This is a genomic window from Streptomyces ferrugineus, assembly GCF_015160855.1.
Classification (GTDB): Bacteria; Actinomycetota; Actinomycetes; order Streptomycetales; family Streptomycetaceae; genus Streptomyces; species Streptomyces ferrugineus.
On sequence record NZ_CP063373.1, the window covers coordinates 8496122 to 8513654 of the forward strand.

Genomic DNA, 17533 nt, shown 5'->3' on the forward strand with positions numbered 1-17533 from the left:
CCATGGGCCGCTTCCCCACCGGGGTCGCCCTGCTCACCTGCGGCAGCGGCGACGACACGGCGGCCATGACCCTCAACAGCCTGACCTCCGTCTCCCTCGACCCGCTGCTGGTGCTGGTCTCGATCCGCTCCGCGGGACGGCTGCTCCCGGTGATCTCCGACGCCGGCGGTTTCGCCGTGAACGTGCTGGGCGAGGCACAGCTCGATCTGGCACGGGAGTTCAGCCGGCCCGGGCGCCCCGAGGGCCGGGCCGCGATGCGGCGGCTGGGCGCGGTCCGGGGCGTGAGCGGCCACGCGGTGCTCCGGGCGGCCGAGGCATCGCTGGAGTGCGTGGTGCACACCGCGCACGAGGCGGGCGACCACGTGCTGTTCCTCGGCCGGGTCGTGGCACTGACCTGCGGACCGCGGGCGTCCGCCCCGCTCGTCTTCCACCAGGGCCGCTTCGACCGGCTGCCCGCCGCCCGGCCGAAGACCCCGGCCGGCACGAAAACCGACCGTGAGAGCGTGAAAGAAGGAAGGGCCGCATGAACACGGACACGGACACGGACACCGACACGACCCCGATCGCGCCGGGCGCCTCCGCGGCCGCCGATCCCCCGTCGCTGAGCCGGGTCGCGGACGGGGTGTACGCCTTCGTCCAGCCCGACGGCGGCTGGTGCCTGAACAACGCCGGTCTGGTCGCGGGCCGGGGCCGCAGCGTCCTCGTCGACACGGCGGCCACCGAGTCCCGCACCCGGCGGCTGCGCGCGGAGGTGGAGCGGATCGTGCCGGGTGGCCCGGACTTCGTCGTCAACACCCACTTCCACGGCGACCACACCTTCGGCAACGGCCAGTTCGCCCCGCGCTCGGTGATCGTCGCCCACGAGGGCACCCGGTCCGACACCGCGGAGGCGGGCCTCGGCCTGCGGCAGCTCTGGCCGGACGTCGACTGGGGCGAGACCCCGCTGACGCTGCCGACCCTGACGTTCCGCGACACGCTGACGCTGCACGCCGAGGACCTGCGGGTGGAACTGCTGCAGGTGGGCCCCGCGCACACGGCGGACGACGTGGTGGCCTGGGTGCCGGAGCGCTCGGTCCTGTTCGCCGGCGACGTGGTGTGGTCGGGCGTCACCCCGTACGTCCTCATGGGGTCGATCTCGGGATCGTTCCGGGCACTCGAACGGCTGCGGTCCCTGCGGCCCGACGTCGTGGTGCCCGGACACGGTCCGGTCGGCGGAGTCGAGCTGATCGACTCCACGGAGGCGTATCTGCGCCTGATCCAGCGGCTGGCCGAGGACGGCAGGCGGGACGGGCTCACCCCGCTGCAGGCGGCGGACCGCGCCGACCTCGGCGCCTTCGCCGGACTGACCGACCCCGAGCGCCTGGTCGGCAACCTGCGTCGGGCGTACGCGGAACTGGACGGGCTGCCGCCCGGGGCCAGGATCGACGTCGCCGCCTCCTTCAGGGAGATGGTCGCCTTCCACGGCGGGCTCCCCGCCTGCCACGCCTGATCCGTCGACGACAGCAGGGTGGAGATCTCCTCATGACCACGAAGATCCTGGTGACCGGAGGCGCCGGCTTCATCGGATCGCACTACGTCCGCACACTGCTCGGTCCGCGCGGCGACGGCTCCGTCCGGGTCACGGTGCTGGACAGCCTGACGTACGCGGGAAATCCGGCCAATCTCGATCCCGTCCGCGGCGACGCGCGGTTCGCGTTCGTCCGCGGTGACATCTGCGACGCCCCGCTCGTCGACGCCCTGGTCGCCGACCACGACCAGATCGTCCACTTCGCGGCCGAGTCGCACGTCGACCGCTCGGTGCTCGGCTCGGCGGCGTTCGTGCGGACGAACGTGGTGGGCACCCACACGCTGCTGGAGGCGGCGCTGCGGCACGCCCCCAGGACCTTCGTCCACATCTCCACGGACGAGGTGTACGGCTCCGTCGAGGTCGGCACCAGCACCGAGACCGATCCGCTGCGGCCCAGCTCCCCGTACTCGGCCACCAAGGCGTCGAGCGACCTGCTGGCGCTGTCGTACCACCGGACACACGGTCTGGACGTACGGGTCACCCGTTGCTCGAACAACTACGGCACCCACCAGTACCCGGAGAAGGTCATTCCGCGCTTCGTGACCACGCTGCTGGACGGCGGCCGGGTACCGCTCTACGGCGACGGCGGCAACACGCGCAACTGGCTGCACGTCGAGGACCACGTCGACGCGGTGGAACTGGTCAGGAACGGCGGCTCCCCCGGCGAGATCTACAACATCGGCGGCGGCACGGACCTGTCCAACAAGGAGCTGACCGCCCTGCTGCTCGACGCGGTGGGCGTCGGCTGGGACTCCGTGGAGTTCGTGGCGGACCGCAAGGGGCACGACCGCCGGTACGCCGTGGACCACCAGAAGATCGCCGCACTGCTCGGCTACCGGCCGCGCCGGGACTTCCGCACCTCCCTGTCCGAGACCGTGGCCTGGTACCGCGCCAACCGCTCCTGGTGGGACCCCCGGGTCACCTCGCGGCCCCAGCCCCTGTGACCTGCACGTTCACCGCCAGGAACGATGGCTGCCGCGTCGGCGTCTCAGATAGCGTCCGGACATCCGTGCAACACTGCCGGACTCCAGCCGACCACAGGGAGCCATCGCCTGACATGGACAGCACCGCATCCGCCTCGCTCGCCTCCCTCTGGGACGAGGTCACCGGCACCCAGCCCGACCCCGATCTGTGGGTCGTGACCGCCACCCTGGTCGCCGCGCTCGTCGTGGTCGTCCCGCACGGCCTGTGGCGCGTGTCGCGCAACGCCATCACCATCGCCCACGAGGGTGGCCACGGCCTGATCGCGCTGCTGACCGGCCGGACCCTGACCGGCATACGCCTGCACTCCGACACCAGCGGCCTCACCGTCAGCCGGGGCAAGCCGCACGGCCTCGGCATGATCCTCACCGCGGCCGCGGGCTACACGGCGCCGCCGCTGCTGGGGCTGGGCGGCGCGGCACTGCTGGCGTCCGGCCGCATCACCCTGCTGCTGTGGGTGTCGACGGCACTGCTGATCGCGATGCTGGTGATGATCCGCAACGCGTACGGGGCGCTGACGGTGTTCGTCACGGGCGGCACGTTCGTGCTGGTGTCCTGGCTGACGGGTCCCCAGGTACAGGCGGCGTTCGCGTACGCGGTGGTGTGGTTCCTGCTGCTGGGGGGCGTACGCCCCGCGTTCGAACTCCAGGCCAAGCGGGCGCGCGGGAGCGCCGGGGACTCGGACGCGGACCAGCTGTCGCGACTGACCCACGTACCGGCGGGTTTGTGGCTGTTCCTGTTCCACGCGGTGTCGTTGTGCTCGCTGATAGGCGGGGGGCGCTGGATACTGGATGTGTGACAAGCCCCGAAGGGGCGAGTCACACAGGGGCGCGGGGCTGTATGGATTTGCGGCTCCGCCGCGCGGGCGCGACCAGCCACAATGGCGCCGCACCTGTACGACGGCCCGCAGAACCCCCTCCTTATAGAGTGGGGCCCATGGCCCCGAACGACGCACACACCGCCCTCTGGCCCGCCCCGCACGCGAGCGGAGCCGTCGACGCGACGGTCCACGTGCCCGGGTCCAAGTCGGTCACCAACCGCGCCCTCGTCCTCGCCGCCCTGGCGAGCGAGCCCGGCTGGCTGCGCCGCCCGCTGCGCTCCCGCGACACCCTGCTGATGGCCGGTGCCCTGCGCGCGATGGGCATCGAGATCGAGGAGGGCGTCGGCCCCGACGGCACCGGCGAGGCCTGGCGCGTCCTGCCGGCGGGCCTGCGCGGCCCGGCCACGGTCGACGTCGGCAACGCCGGCACGGTGATGCGCTTCCTGCCACCGGTCGCCGCCCTCGCCGACGGTCCCGTCCGCTTCGACGGCGACCCGAGGTCGTACGAGCGCCCCCTGCACGGCGTGATCGACGCCCTGCGCGCCCTGGGTGCCCGGATCGACGACGACGGTCGCGGCGCGCTGCCGCTGACGGTGCACGGCGGGGGTGCGCTGGAGGGCGGCCCGGTGGAGGTCGACGCCTCGTCGTCGTCCCAGTTCGTGTCGGCGCTGCTGCTCTCCGGCCCGCGTTTCAACCAGGGCGTCGAGGTCCGCCACATCGGCTCGTCGCTCCCCTCCATGCCGCACATCCGGATGACCGTCGACATGCTGCGCGTCGTCGGCGCCCAGGTGGACACCCCGGAGTCGGGCGGCGAGCCGAACGTCTGGCGGGTCACGCCGGGCGCCCTGCTCGGCCGTGACCTGACCATCGAGCCGGACCTGTCCAACGCCCAGCCGTTCCTGGCGGCGGCGCTGGTGACCGGCGGCAAGGTGCTCATCCCGGACTGGCCGGCCCGTACCACCCAGCCCGGTGACCGGCTGCGGGAGATCTTCACCGAGATGGGCGGTTCCTGCGAACTGACCGAGTACGGGCTCGTGTTCACGGGTTCGGGCTCGGTCCACGGCATCGACGTGGACCTGAGCGAGGTCGGCGAACTCACCCCGGGCATCGCGGCGGTCGCGGCCCTCGCCGACTCCCCCTCGACGCTGCGCGGCGTCGCGCACCTGCGGCTGCACGAGACCGACCGCCTGGCCGCGCTGACCAAGGAGATCAACGAACTCGGCGGCGACGTCACCGAGACCGCCGACGGTCTGCACATCCGCCCGCGCCGGCTGCACGGTGGGGTCTTCCACACCTACGAGGACCACCGCATGGCCACCGCCGGCGCGATCATCGGCCTCGCGGTCGAGGGCGTACGGATCGAGAACGTGGCGACGACGGCGAAGACCCTGCCGGACTTCCCCGAACTGTGGACCGGGATGCTCGGGGCGTAGGACGCGGGGATACAGTCATGCGCCGCTACGGCAAGCACACCGACGAGGACGACATCCGTACCCGCCCCGGCCGCCGGGGCACCCGGCCCCGTACGAACATCCGGCCCAAGCACGAGGACGCCGCCGAGGGCATGGTCCTCACCGTCGACCGGGGGCGGCTGACCTGCCTCGTCGAGGACCGGGTCGTGCTGGCGATGAAGGCCCGCGAACTCGGCCGCAAGGCGGCGGTGGTGGGTGACCGGGTGGCGCTGGTGGGCGACCTGTCCGGCAAGAAGGACACCCTGGCGCGGATCGTGCGGATCGAGGAACGGTCGTCGCTGCTGCGCCGTACCGCCGACGACGACGATCCGTTCGAGCGGGTCGTGGTGGCCAACGCCGACCAACTCGCCATCGTCACCGCCCTCGCCGACCCCGAGCCGCGGCCGCGGCTGATCGACCGCTGTCTGGTGGCGGCGTTCGACGGGGGTCTTGAGCCGCTGCTGGTGCTGACGAAGTCGGACCTGGCGCCGCCGGACGAACTCCTGGAGCTGTACGGGGCGTTGGACATCCCGTATGTCGTCACCAGCCGCGAGGAACTGGCGGACGGGGGCGCCGCCGACCGGGTGCGGGAGCATCTGGACGGCCGGGTCACGGCGTTCGTCGGGCACTCGGGCGTGGGCAAGACGACGCTGGTGAACGCGCTGGTGGCGAAGGAACGCCGGCGTACGACAGGGGTGGTGAACGCGGTGACCGGACGGGGCCGGCACACCACGACGTCGGCGCTGGCGCTGCCGTTGACGGAGGTGGACGGATGGGTGATCGACACCCCGGGAATCCGCTCCTTCGGGCTGGCGCACATCGACCCGTCGCGCGTGATCCACGCGTTCCCCGACCTCGAACCGGGAACCGAGGGCTGCCCGCGTGCGTGCAGTCATGACGAACCGGACTGCGCGCTGGACGACTGGGTGGCGCAGGGTCACGCGGATCCCGCGCGGCTGTACTCGCTGCGGCGGTTGCTGGCCACGCGGGAGCGCAGGGAAGGCGACTGACCTCCGCGTTGTTTGCCCGGGTGTGCGTCCGGTAAGGGCATAATCGCACCGAGCCGGATCCGAGCCTGACGAAGCGGTCACAGAACGTGGGGATACGGGAGGACAGCACATGGCGTGGCTGCTGGTCATCGTGGCGGGGCTGCTCGAAACCGGCTTCGCCGTCAGTCTGAAGTTGTCGCACGGCTTCACCCGGCTCTGGCCGACCGTCGCCTTCTGCGTCTTCGCCCTCGGCAGCTTCGGACTGCTGACGCTGTCGCTGCGGAAGCTGGACGTGGGTCCGGCGTACGCGGTGTGGACCGGGATCGGGGCGGCGGGCACCGCCATCTACGGGATGATCTTCCTCGGGGACATCGTCTCGACGCTGAAGATCGTGTCGATCAGTCTGGTGATCGTGGGGATCATCGGGTTGCAGCTGTCGGGCTCGGCGCACTAGGGCTCGGGGTCAGACCGCCAACTGCCGGTGCAGCGCGCTGCGTACGAGGTCGGCGACGCCGCCTTCGCCGGGCGGGGCGGCGACGCAGGACAGGGCGAGCCGGGCGACGAGTTCGCAGGAGCGGGCGAGGTCGGCGATGTCGGACTTGTGGCCGGCGGGGCCGGTCAGCACGGACACGGCCCGGTCGCGCACGATGGCCACGAAGTCACCGGGCGACGGCAGCGGGCCGTCGGCGCGGCGCTGCGCCGGGACCGCGGATGAGGACGGGACGGCCGACAGGGTCGGGGAGGGCAGGCGTTCGCTCCAGCAGCCGGTGAGCATGGCCCGGACGAGGGCGTTGTCACGGGCGTGGGCGGCGGTCCACTCGGCGGTGGCGGTGAGCCGGTCGCGGGCGTCGCTGGGGGTGGCGAGGGCACGGTCGACGCCGGCGAGGTAGCCGTCGGCCTCCCTCCTGACGAGCGCGCGGGCAAGCCCTTCCTTGCTCCCGAACTCGTTGTACAGCGTCTGCCGGGACACTCCGGCCGCCGCGGCCACGTCCACCATCCGCACGGCGGACCACGGCCGGCGCGCCAGCGCCGTGTAAGCGGCGTCCAGCAGGGATTCCCGCGCTGCAGGCATCATCGCCTCCCGAGGACGAGCGGCTCTGCGCCCAGATTTGACGCGCACGGGGGCACTGTCAAGGGTTCGCGAGGGCATGTACCGCCGGCGTTCGGGCGGGGATGCCCGCGGCGTCCGCGCGGGATCGGTGGCGGGTCCGCCCGGGCCCGCACGGCGTAATTGCGACCCGCCCGTGATCCCTGGGCCTGTAGCCCCAGCCCGACCACGGCGGATACGGTTCGTTCCATGCCGGACTACCTCGACGATCTGCGACTCACCCACGTCCTCGCGGACGCCGCCGACGCCGCCACCATGGACCGATTCAAGGCGCTCGACCTCAAGGTCGAGACGAAGCCGGACATGACCCCGGTGAGCGAGGCGGACAAGGCCGCCGAGGAGCTCATTCGGGGGCAGTTGCAGCGGGCCCGGCCGAGAGACGCGATCCTCGGGGAGGAGTACGGCGTCGAGGGCACCGGGCCCCGCCGCTGGGTGATCGATCCGATCGACGGTACGAAGAACTACGTGCGCGGTGTTCCGGTCTGGGCCACGCTCATCTCCCTGATGGAGGCCGGGGAGGGCGGGTACCAGCCCGTCGTCGGCCTGGTGTCCGCCCCCGCGCTCGGGCGGCGCTGGTGGGCCGCGCAGGGGCACGGCGCCTTCACCGGCCGCAGCCTCTCCTCCGCGAGCCGGCTGCGGGTGTCCCAGGTCTCGAAGCTGACGGACGCCTCGTTCGCGTACTCCTCGCTGACCGGCTGGGAGGAGCGGGGGCGGCTGGGCGGGTTCCTCGACCTGACGCGTGAAGTGTGGCGCACGCGCGCGTACGGCGATTTCTGGCCGTACATGATGGTCGCCGAGGGATCGGTGGACATCTGCGCCGAGCCCGAGCTGTCCCTGTGGGACATGGCCGCCAACGCGATCATCGTGACGGAGGCGGGCGGCGCCTTCACCGGTCTCGACGGCCGCCCCGGCCCGCACAGCGGCAACGCCGCCGCCTCGAACGGCCTGCTGCACGACGAGCTCCTCGGGTACCTCAACGAGCGCTCCTGAGCGCCCCCTTGTTGACCCCCTCTTTACCTGTCACTCTGAAGGTCCCCCCACTTGTGAATTTGTGAAACCATGAACAAACGGTGCGGGGGCACTTCAGGAGGTGGCTCCATCCATGCTCGTACGTGACGCCATGAGCACCGTGGTCCTCACCATCGGCCCTACCCACACCCTTCGCCAGGCCGCCGCACTGATGTCGACCCGTCGGGTCGGCGCGGCCGTGGTCCACGACCCCGACGCGGGCGGTATCGGCATCCTCACCGAACGCGACATCCTCGTCTCCGTCGGCCTCGGCCAGAGCCCGGACACCGAACGCGCCCATGACCACACAACGACCGACGTCGTGTTCGCCGCGCCGTCATGGACCCTGGAGGAGGCGGCCCGCGCCATGGCGCACGGCGGCTTCCGGCATCTGATCGTCCTGGACCACGAGGAGCCCGTCGGCATCGTCTCGGTCCGCGACATCATCCGCTGCTGGGCACCGGTTCGGCAGCACGTACCGGCCTGACCTCGCGCGACCGGCTTCATCCGCTCGACTGGCCGGGCCCTCGAAGGGACCCGGCCAGTCGGCCCCGGACCCATGCTGGACTTCGTCCAAATTAAGCCGATCTCCAAAATCACACCCATTCGGAACCTGGTCCTCCTGCTGTTAAAGTGTTTTCCATGAGTGACCTTCTGGAGCGGCTGCGCGGACGCGGATGGCGGATGACCGCGCAGCGGCGTGTCGTGGCCGAGGTGCTCGCCGGCGATCACGTCCATCTGACGGCCGACGAGGTGCACGCGCGAGCCGTCGCCAAGCTGCCCGAGATCTCCCGGGCGACCGTCTACAACACGCTGGGCGAGCTGGTGTCCCTCGGCGAGGTGCTCGAGGTCTCGACCGACAAGCGCGCCAAGAGGTACGACCCCAACGCCCACCGGCCCCATCACCACCTGGTCTGCGCCCAGTGCGGCGCGATCCGGGACGTCCATCCGACGGGCAACCCGATGGCCGACCTCCCGGACACCGAGCGCTTCGGCTTCACGGTCTCGGACGTCGAGGTGACCTACCGCGGCATCTGCCCGAACTGCGCGAAGGCCTGAGCCGAACCGCCACCCCCTGAGCCCCGGCACGGTCGAGTGCCGGGGCTCTGTGCTGCCTACACGCGGACGGGGTTCCCGAATCTGACGGGCCGTCATATGGTCGACGGCACCCACCCGTACGTCACCCACACGTCCGTTCCGCACTCCGCGAGGAGACCGAAGTGGGAGAGCCAGCACCGACCCCGACACCGACCGGAGAGCCGTATCCCAAACTCAGGGCTGATGAGTTGACGCGTACTTTCGGCCGAACCCCCCACATGGTCCACGCCCTCGGCCCTCTCGATCTGACCGTCGCCCCCGGCGAGTTCGTCTGTGTCGTCGGCCCCTCCGGCTGCGGCAAGTCGACCCTTCTGCGCATCGCCGCGGGCCTGCTGCGCCCCAGCACCGGCACCCTTCAGATCCGTACGAGCAGCCCGCGGCCGGCGGCCATGATCTTCCAGGACTACGGCATCTACGACTGGAAGACCGTCCGCGCCAACGTCCGCTTCGGCCTGGACATCCAGCGCGTCCCGCGCCGCGAGGGCACTGCCCGCGCCGACGACTGGCTGGCCCGCATGGGCCTGTCGGACTTCGCGGACGCCTACCCGGCCGCCCTCTCCGGCGGTATGCGGCAGCGCGTGGCCATCGCCCGCGCCCTGGCCGTGGAACCCGAACTCCTGCTGATGGACGAGCCCTTCGCCGCCCTCGACGCCCAGCTGCGCACCATCCTCCAGGACGAACTCCTGGACCTCACCCAGTCGCTGCGGACGACCACGCTCTTCATCACGCACAGCCTGGAGGAGGCCATCGTCCTCGGCGACCGTGTCCTGGTCATGTCCGCGCGCCCGGGCCGGATCATCGCCGAGCACCGACCGCCCTTCCCGCGCCCGCGCTCCGGCGACATCCGCGCGACACCCGAGTTCACCGCCCTGAAGAGCGAACTGTGGAATCTGCTGCGGAAGGAGGCCGTACCGGCATGACCACGATCACCAAGCCTCCCACCGAGTCGGTCCTGATCCGCCGCCCCGGCCCGCGTGAACTCCACCCCGTGCGCACCCATCGCCGCAGGCGCGCACTGGAGCTCTCGCTGGCGCTCGCCGTCCCCCTCTGCCTCGTCCTGCTGTGGCAATTGGCGGCCACCCAGGCCTGGATCGACGACCGCGTCTACCCGGCCCCGTCCACGATCCTCGCCGACGGCTGGGACCGGGCCGCGGCCGGCGAACTGTGGCCTGATGTGTGGGCGACGCTCAAGCGCGTCCTGGCGGGCTACGCCGTCGGCACGGCGGCGGGCTACGCCCTGGGGCTGCTGATGGGCTCCCTGTCGCTGGTGCGAGCGGCGCTGGAGCCGCTGCTGGACGCGCTGTACGTGGTACCCAAACTGGCCCTGCTGCCGATCTTCCTGAACATGTTCGGCCTGGGCGAAGGGCCGCAGGTGGCCCTGGTGGCGGCGACGGTGTTCTTCTTCGTGTGGATCTCCACCATGTCCGCGGTCATGTCCGTCCCCGCCGGCCACCGCGACGCGGGCCAGGTCTTCGGCGCCTCGCGATGGCAGATGTTCCGCCATGTCCTGCTTCCGGCGTCCCTCCCCTCCGTCCTCGTGGGCGCGCGCATCGCGGCGGGCGTGGCGGTCCTGGTCATCGTCGCGTCGGAGCAGATCGCCGCGACGAACGGCCTGGGCCATCTGATCTTCGACTCGCGCGCGCTGTTCCAGAACGACGTCATGTTCGTCGGCATCGTCTGCGTCGCGGTACTCGGAGTGCTCTTCTCCGAACTGATCCGCTTCGCCGGACGCCTGCTGACGCCCTGGGCACCGAGGGACCGCGGAAGGGGCCAGTCATGAGAAGCCTCATGAGCAGGCGGCACCACGCGTACGGCGCCGTCCTCGCCGCGGCGGCCCTGCTGGCGTCGGCGGCGTGCTCGTCGCCGTACGAGTCGGACTCCTCGTCGAAGGCCGCCGGCGATCGCACCGTCCGCCCGGTCGAGGGCTGCGGCGCGAAGGCCTGGACGGACCCGAAGGACCTGTCCCCGGACCGCACCCCGGCCCGCTGTCTGCCCGGCGCCCCTCCCCCGCGCCCCCTGCCGGAGCGGCGCGAGCTGACGATCGCGACGGGGACGCTGAGCGCGGAGTACGTGGCGCCGCTGCGGGTGGCGCTCGACAAGGGCGAGTTCGACAAGGAGGGCCTGGATGTCACGCTGAAGGTCCTGCCGACCCCGGACGCGCTGCCCCTGCTGGCCAAGGGGGACATCGACGCCCTGTGGGCGGCCCCGGAGGCGGCCGTCATGAACGGCGTCAAGGGCGGCTTCGACATCAAGTGGGTCGCGGGGAACTTCTCACCCGCCGCGAAGTCCAGGAGCGGGCTGTGGGTGCGGCTGAAGGACGGCGACACGGCGGACCGGGTCCCGATGGCCGGCCGCAAGCTGGGCACGATGATCGGCAAGGGCTCGGTCATCGCGTACCCCATGGAGAAGGCGCTGGAGCGGCACGGCGGCGGCCTCGCCGACATCCGGTACCAGCAGCTCGGCTCGGCCGACGTCCTCACGGCCCTGCAGAACGGCGGCGTCGACTCCGCCTGGCTCCTGGACCCGGTCTGGCGCAAGGTGGACGGCGAGCGGGGCTACGCCTTCCTGGGCGGCCAGCCGCGGGGCGAGCCCCTGGGCGGCATGCTCTACGGCCGTGCGCTGCTCCAGGACGACGTGGACGCGGGCGTGGCGCTGCTGAGGGCGTACATCCGCACGGTGAACACGTACTTCGCCTCGGACTACAAGCAGGATGCGAGCTTCGTCACCTACCTCGCCAAACTGCTCAAGTCCGATGAGTCGATCCTGAAGTCCACCCCGCCCCTGGTCATGGACTGGGAGATCCGCTCCGGCACGACCTCTCGCCTCCAGACGGCCTATGAGGCCCAGGGCGTGGCGGAGGGAAGTCCACTGCCGGAGTCACGGACGGTGAGCCGGTCGCTGTACGGCGAGGCGGTGGGCCACGCGCCCTGAAACAAACCGAGGGCCGGAACCCTTTCGGATTCCGGCCCTCGGCCTTCAGTAGCGGGGACAGGATTTGAACCTGCGACCTCTGGGTTATGAGCCCAGCGAGCTACCGAGCTGCTCCACCCCGCGTCGGTGAACTGAACATTACGTCAAGGACGCGGACAGAAGCAAATCGCTGGTCGCGGGGCACTCTCCGGCGCCGGTCCGCTTCACTCAGCCCGTCCGGCGTTCGCGGACGAGGCCGTTCAGGCCGACAGTTCCTCGCGCAGCGCGTCCCGCAGCCGAGCGGCCCGCTCCGCAACCTCCCCCGGCCCCAGACTCACCGCCCGGTCGGCCCACCGCTGGCCCTCCGCCAGCTCCCCGCGACGCGCGTAGAGCAGGGCGAGCCGCAGGGCCGACCGCCCGTGCCCGGCGTCGGCCGCGCGCGTCCACCACACGGCCGCCTCCGGCTCGCTGCCCTCCCGGGCCAGCAGCAGCGCCAGGTTGAAGGCGCCGTTGCGCGAACCGGCCTCGGCGGCCTCCCGGTACCACCGGGCGGCCTCGACCACGTCACCGCGGGCGGCGGCCAGCATGCCGACGCGGACCTGCGCCCGCCGGTGCCCCAGGGAAGCCGCCCGCTCGTACCACTCCTCGCACTCGGTCTTCTCGTGCACGGTCTCGCCGAGCTCATGCGCCGGCTCCGGTGGCCGCCGGGCGTCCAGCACGGTCGCCAGCCGGTACGCGGCCTCCGCGCTGCCGGCCCCGGCCGCGCACCGCAGATGCCGCTCCGCCGCGAGCTCGTCGCCGTCCCGCAGCCGGGCGATGCCGACCTGCAGCGCCGCCTCGGTGTGTCCGGCGGCCGCGGCACGCTCGTACCAGCGCAGCGCGGCCCGCTCCTCGCCCCGCCCGGCGTACAGGATGCCCAGGTTGAACGCGGCGTCCACGCTGCCCGCCTCCGCGGCCTTGGAGAACCACGGCTCGGCGCCGCTCGCGTCCCCGCCCTGGAGCAGCAGGATCGCCAGCGCGTTGGCCGCCTCGCGGTGGCCCGCGTACGCCGCCCGGCGGTACCACTGCTCGGCCTGTGCGGTGCGCCCCTGCTCGGCGCAGAGCAGCCCGAGGTTGTACGCGCCGTTCACGTCGCCGGCGTCCATGGCGGCCCGGTACCACCGCTCGGCGGTCTGGGTCTCGCCGCGCTCGGCGTGCAGTGCGCCCAACGCGTTCGCGGCGTTGCCGTCGCCGTCCTGCGCGGCCCGCAGCCACCACACGGCGGCGCTCTCGGTGTCCCCGGCGTCCCGCAGCAGGAACCCGAGCGCGCAGGCGGCCCGCGCCTCGCCGTCCTTCGCGGACGTCAGATACCAGCGCCCGGCCTCCTTCAGCTGCCCGCGCTTCTCCAGGATCGCCCCGAGGTGCAGTGCGGCCCTGCGGTGCCCGCGCGCGGCGGCCTGCCGGTACCACTGCTCGGCCTCGTCCAGCAGCGCGTCGCCGGGCTCGACGCCGTCGCCGACCCCGTCCTCGCCCGTCCGGGTCGCCTGCCGGTCGAGCGCACGTGCCAGCCGGTACGCCGCCTCCCGGTGGCCGCGCTCGGCCGCGGCCCGCATCCACTGCTCGGCCCGGTCGTCGCTGCGGTGCTCCAGCAGGTCGGCGAGCGCGTACGCGCCCAGCGCGTGCCCCTGCTCGGCGGACTGGCGCAGCCAGTACTCGGCGGCGGGCTCGTCGCCCCGCTCGCGGTGATGGCGTCCCAGCGCGTGCGCGGCGGCGGCCGAACCGGCGACGGCGGCGATCCGCCACCATCCGGCGGCCTCGTCGGCGTACCCGCGCTGGTGGAGGAGGACTCCCAGGTTGTTGGCGGCGGCCCGGTCACCGGCCGCGGTGGCGGCCCGCAGATGGGGCTCGGCCCCGTCGAGATCGCCGCGGCGCAGCAGCATCGCGCCGAGGACGCTCATCGCCTCGGCGTCACCGGTCTCGGCGGCGAGCCGCTGCCGTGCCTCCTCGACGGCCGCTCCCGTCTCGTCCTGGTCGGCCGGCCGGTCGACGACGAAGTCGCCCTCCGGCTGCGAGAGCTCCCCCACCGGCCACGAGGTGCCGTCCGTCGGCTGCACGAAATCGCCCGTCGGCTGTACAAAGTCGGCAGGCTGCACAAACCGCCCTGTCTCCAACAGAGTTGCCTTGTCCCCCATAACGTCCATCGTCGCACCACCTGCAACCTGGGTACACCTGGTATACCGCAGCCAGTGAGGTCACTTCAGCGTTTTGTCGACATGCCCACAGAGAGACAAGTCAAACACAGTTCTCCCAACTCCCCACGGCGGCGCGACCGTCCCGCCGCGCGGCACATGCGTTCGCACACCACGAAGGCCCGGATCCTTGGAGGATCCGGGCCTTCGCTGTCGTACGAGATACTCGTCGACTTCAGTAGCGGGGACAGGATTTGAACCTGCGACCTCTGGGTTATGAGCCCAGCGAGCTACCGAGCTGCTCCACCCCGCGCCGTTGTTCTGCAACCGTATCACGGCGCGGGGTGGGCCATTCGATCAGCCGCCGGTCGCTAAGTGCCGGTGGGACTGCCGCTCGGGCTCGGACTCGAACTCGGACTCGGGCTCGCGCCGCTGCCGCTGTTGCCGCCGCTGCCGCCGGTCTTGTCGGCCTGCGCCTGCGCCTCCTCGGCCCGCCGCAGCGCGTCCTCCAGGTCCTTCTGCGCCTTGCCGTACGCCTCCCAGTCACCCTTCTTCAGGGCTTCCTGGCCGGACTCGAAGGCCTTCTGGGCGTCGTTGAGCGCGTCTTGGACCGTCGGATTGTCCGACGTCGGCGGCGGCGTCGTACCGCCTTCCTCATCGCCCTCGTCCGGTGGCTCGGTGGTCGGGCCCTCCGCTCCGAAGACCTTGTTGAGGGCCTCGCCGAGCGTGTCCTCGAAGGCGGTGCTGCCGCCGTAGGACACCAACACCTTCCGCAGCAGCGGGTACTTCAGTCCGCCACCGCGCACATAGACCGGCTCCACGTAGAGCAGTCCGCCGTCGAGTGGCACCGCCAGCAGGTTGCCGTACTCGACCTCGGAGTCGCCGCCTCTGAGCAGCCTGATGGTCTCGGCGATGTTCTGTTCGGAGTTGAACTGGCTCTGGACCTGACTGGGTCCGTTGACCGTGGTGTTGGTCGGCAGTTTCAGGACTCTGATCTTGCCGTAGTCACTGGTGCCCGCCTCGGCGTCCACGGCCATGAACGCACTGAGGTTGTCCCGGCCGTTCGGCGTGAACGTCGTCGTCAGCGAGAACGCCTGCGCCTTCTGGTCGGGCATCCTCATGCTCAGGTAGTACGGCGGCACCGCGCTGCCCGACTTGTTGGTCGGGTCGTCCGGCACCTGCCAGACCTCGCTGCCGCTGAGGAACGTCGTCGCGTCCTTCACGTGGTAGCGGGTGAGCAGCTCGCGCTGGACCTTGAACAGGTCCTGCGGGTAGCGCAGATGGGCCATCAGCGACTTGGAGATCTCGCTCTTCGGCTCGACCGTGTCCGGGAACGCCTTCATCCAGGTCTTCAGGACCGGGTCCTCGGTGTCCCACTGGTAGAGCTTGACCTGGCCGGTGTAGGCGTCGACGGTCGCCTTCACCGAGTTGCGGATGTAGTTGACCTGGTTCTGCTGGGCCACCACCGCGCGCTGGTTGTTGCTCGCGGTCAACGAGTCCGCCGTCGTGTCACCGAGGGTCGTGCGCGAGGAGTACGGGTAGCCGTTGGTCGTCGTGTAGGCGTCGACGATCCACTGGATACGGCCGTCCACCACCGCCGGGTAGGCGTCGCCGTCGATGGTCAGCCACGGGGCGACGGCCTCGACGCGCTCCTTGGGCGTGCGGTTGTACAGGATGCGCGAACCGTCGCCGATCGCACCGGAGTACAGGATCTGCGGCTCGCCGAACGCCACCGCGTACGCGGCCCGGTTGACCGGGTTGGAGAGGCTGACGCCGCTGTCACCCCGGTAGCTGTAGGTCTTCTCGCCGCTGTCGTCGGAGTAGTCGATCTCCTTCTGGGGACCGCCGACGATCGAGTACATGGTGGTCTTCTCGCCGTAGTAGACCCGCTGTTCGTACGTCCCGAGGTCGCCCTTGGACGGCAGGTCGGACTCGGTGAACTCCGGCCGACCCTGGGAGTCGGCGCTGGTTCCCTCGGCGGCGACCACGCCGTAGCCGTGGGTGTAGCGGAAGTGGTCGTTGATCCAGTTCCGCTTCGGGATGCCGTTGAGATTGATCTCACGCAGACCGATGACGGTGTCCTGGTCCTTGCCGCTCTTGCTGTAGCGGTCGACGTCCAGGTTGGTCGGGAACGCGTAGTAGTTCCTGATCTGCTGGAGCTGCTGGAACGTCGGCGAGACGATGTTCGGGTCCAGGATCCGGATGCTCGCCGTGGAGTCCACGTCGTCGCGCAGCTGGGTCTTGTCCTCGGTCTGGCTCGTGCCCGGGTACTCGCTGACCTGGGTGTCGTCGATGCCGTACGCCTCGCGCGTCGCCTTGAGGTTCTTGTCGACGTACGGGGCTTCCTTGGCCTGCTCGTTCGGCTTGACCTGGAACTGCTGGACGATCGCCGGGTACAGGCCGCCGATGAGGATCGCCGAGAGCACCATCAGGCCGAAGCCGATGACGGGCAGCTGCCAGGTGCGCCGCCACAGGGTGGCGAAGAACAACAGGGCGCAGATGACGGCGATGCAGAACAGGATCGTCTTGGCCGGCAGATAGGCGTTGGCGTCGACGTACCTGAGGCCCGTCCAGTTGTCGGTGGCCTTGAAGTCGCTGGACTTCACCGCGAGCCCGTACCGGTCGAGCCAGTACGCGACCGCCTTCAGGGCGACGAAGATGCCGATGAGGACCGACAGATGGCCGGTGGCCGCGGCCGTGGCGCGCGCGCCCGGGCTGGTGATGCGCAGCCCGCCGTACAGGTAGTGGGTGAGCGCGGCGGCGATCACGGAGAGGATCACGGCGGCGAAGCCGAAGCCGAGCAGGAACCGGTACCAGGGCAGGTCGAAGGCGTAGAAGCCGACGTCCAGGTTGAACTGCGGGTCCTTCTCGCCGAAGGGCACGCCGTTGACCCACATCAGCCAGGTCCGCCACTGGCTGGAGGCGGAGGCGCCGGCGATCAGGCCGACGAGCGCGGTGATCGCGAGCAGCAGCCACTTCTTGTACGGCGCGATGCCCATGCGGTAGCGGTCGAGGCTCTGCTGCTCCATCGACATGGCGCTCAGCGGCGGGCGCAGCCGGTGCGCCAGCCAGATGTTGAAGCCGACCGCGAGAGCCATCAGCAGACCGAAGACGAAGAACAGTCCGATCTTCGTCCACAGTGTGGTCGTGAACACCGAGGAGTAGTTCACCGACCGGTACCAGAGCCAGTCCGTCCAGAACCCCGCGAACATGGTGAAGGCCATGCCGAGGACGGCGAGCACGCCCAGTGTCATGAGCAGGGTCCGGACCCGCCGGGACGGTCGGCCCACTCTGATCCGTGGCCCGGTCGGGCCTCCGCCGCGGTCCGGCATCTGGAAAGCCAAGGTTCGCACCCCGAAGTTCGCTGTTGGTCTTCGTCAGGCCCGCGTCTTCGTGGGCCCTCAGTGGCCCCCCGTGATCGTGGGCCCACATC

The 17533-nt window shown here is 71.0% G+C and carries 16 protein-coding genes and 2 tRNA genes; 13 read left to right on the top strand and 5 right to left on the bottom strand.

The genetic code is table 11. The features are described from left to right. The first annotated feature begins 2 nt into the window (after positions 1 to 2). The 7 genes from IM697_RS37760 to IM697_RS37790 all read left to right on the top strand — a co-directional run bounded on the left by IM697_RS37760 (position 3) and on the right by IM697_RS37790 (position 6262). Positions 3 to 527 carry a flavin reductase family protein gene (locus tag IM697_RS37760; protein ID WP_194040989.1) on the top strand — a complete coding sequence of 175 codons (525 nt, stop codon included), beginning with the start codon at positions 3 to 5 and terminating at the stop codon, positions 525 to 527. Further along, positions 524 to 1489 (top strand): MBL fold metallo-hydrolase, encoded by a 966-nt coding sequence (locus IM697_RS37765; protein ID WP_194040991.1) that lies wholly within the window; start codon positions 524 to 526, stop codon positions 1487 to 1489. The genes IM697_RS37760 and IM697_RS37765 overlap by 4 nt, the downstream gene beginning before the upstream one ends. A 32-nt stretch (positions 1490 to 1521) precedes the next feature. Further along, a complete protein-coding gene (gene rfbB, locus IM697_RS37770; protein WP_194040993.1) occupies positions 1522 to 2511 on the top strand; it encodes a dTDP-glucose 4,6-dehydratase in 990 nt (329 codons plus the stop codon). Between the two features lie 113 nt (positions 2512 to 2624). Next, positions 2625 to 3347, top strand: a complete 723-nt coding sequence (locus IM697_RS37775; protein WP_194040995.1) for a M50 family metallopeptidase — start codon at positions 2625 to 2627, stop codon at positions 3345 to 3347. Positions 3348 to 3484: 137 nt separating this feature from the next. After that, complete coding sequence (gene aroA / locus IM697_RS37780) at positions 3485 to 4801, top strand: 3-phosphoshikimate 1-carboxyvinyltransferase (protein WP_194040997.1); 1317 nt, start codon at positions 3485 to 3487, stop codon at positions 4799 to 4801. A 17-nt stretch (positions 4802 to 4818) separates the two neighbouring features. Then, positions 4819 to 5829 (top strand): ribosome small subunit-dependent GTPase A, encoded by a 1011-nt coding sequence (gene rsgA / locus IM697_RS37785; protein ID WP_194040999.1) that lies wholly within the window; start codon positions 4819 to 4821, stop codon positions 5827 to 5829. Between the two features lie 109 nt (positions 5830 to 5938). After that, entirely contained in the window at positions 5939 to 6262 is a 324-nt protein-coding gene (locus tag IM697_RS37790) for a DMT family transporter (RefSeq protein WP_194041001.1), read from the top strand. A gap of 9 nt (positions 6263 to 6271) precedes the next feature. Here IM697_RS37790 and IM697_RS37795 read toward each other — a convergent pair whose 3' ends face one another. Continuing rightward, on the bottom strand, positions 6272 to 6883 hold the full coding sequence (locus IM697_RS37795; protein WP_194041003.1) for a TetR/AcrR family transcriptional regulator: 612 nt from the start codon (positions 6881 to 6883) through the stop codon (positions 6272 to 6274). Between the two features lie 222 nt (positions 6884 to 7105). On the opposite strand from IM697_RS37795, the gene hisN reads away from it, so the two are divergent. From hisN to IM697_RS37825, 6 genes are all read left to right on the top strand, one after another. Next, a complete protein-coding gene (hisN, locus tag IM697_RS37800) occupies positions 7106 to 7906 on the top strand; it encodes a histidinol-phosphatase (RefSeq protein WP_194041005.1) in 801 nt (266 codons plus the stop codon). A gap of 112 nt (positions 7907 to 8018) precedes the next feature. Beyond that, entirely contained in the window at positions 8019 to 8411 is a 393-nt protein-coding gene (locus IM697_RS37805; RefSeq protein WP_194041006.1) for a CBS domain-containing protein, read from the top strand. A gap of 155 nt (positions 8412 to 8566) precedes the next feature. After that, entirely contained in the window at positions 8567 to 8983 is a 417-nt protein-coding gene (locus tag IM697_RS37810) for a Fur family transcriptional regulator (protein WP_194041008.1), read from the top strand. Positions 8984 to 9240: 257 nt separating this feature from the next. Beyond that, on the top strand, positions 9241 to 9942 hold the full coding sequence (locus IM697_RS37815) for an ABC transporter ATP-binding protein (RefSeq protein WP_228044323.1): 702 nt from the start codon (positions 9241 to 9243) through the stop codon (positions 9940 to 9942). Beyond that, positions 9939 to 10802, top strand: coding sequence for an ABC transporter permease (locus IM697_RS37820; RefSeq protein WP_194041012.1), 864 nt, complete (start codon positions 9939 to 9941; stop codon positions 10800 to 10802). Before IM697_RS37815 ends, IM697_RS37820 begins: the two co-directional genes overlap by 4 nt. After that, positions 10799 to 11953, top strand: a complete 1155-nt coding sequence (locus tag IM697_RS37825) for an ABC transporter substrate-binding protein (RefSeq protein WP_228044324.1) — start codon at positions 10799 to 10801, stop codon at positions 11951 to 11953. The genes IM697_RS37820 and IM697_RS37825 overlap by 4 nt, the downstream gene beginning before the upstream one ends. Before the next feature lie 49 nt (positions 11954 to 12002). Here IM697_RS37825 and IM697_RS37830 read toward each other — a convergent pair. The 4 genes from IM697_RS37830 to IM697_RS37845 all read right to left on the bottom strand — a co-directional run bounded on the left by IM697_RS37830 (position 12003) and on the right by IM697_RS37845 (position 17432). Continuing rightward, positions 12003 to 12076: transfer RNA gene (locus tag IM697_RS37830), tRNA-Met, on the bottom strand. 116 nt (positions 12077 to 12192) lie between these two features. Then, positions 12193 to 14112, bottom strand: a complete 1920-nt coding sequence (locus IM697_RS37835) for a tetratricopeptide repeat protein (RefSeq protein ID WP_194041014.1) — start codon at positions 14110 to 14112, stop codon at positions 12193 to 12195. 227 nt (positions 14113 to 14339) lie between these two features. Continuing rightward, positions 14340 to 14413 (bottom strand) — tRNA-Met (locus IM697_RS37840). Positions 14414 to 14471: 58 nt separating this feature from the next. Continuing rightward, positions 14472 to 17432, bottom strand: a complete 2961-nt coding sequence (locus IM697_RS37845) for a UPF0182 family membrane protein (RefSeq protein ID WP_194050040.1) — start codon at positions 17430 to 17432, stop codon at positions 14472 to 14474. Between the last annotated feature and the right edge of the window lie 101 nt (positions 17433 to 17533).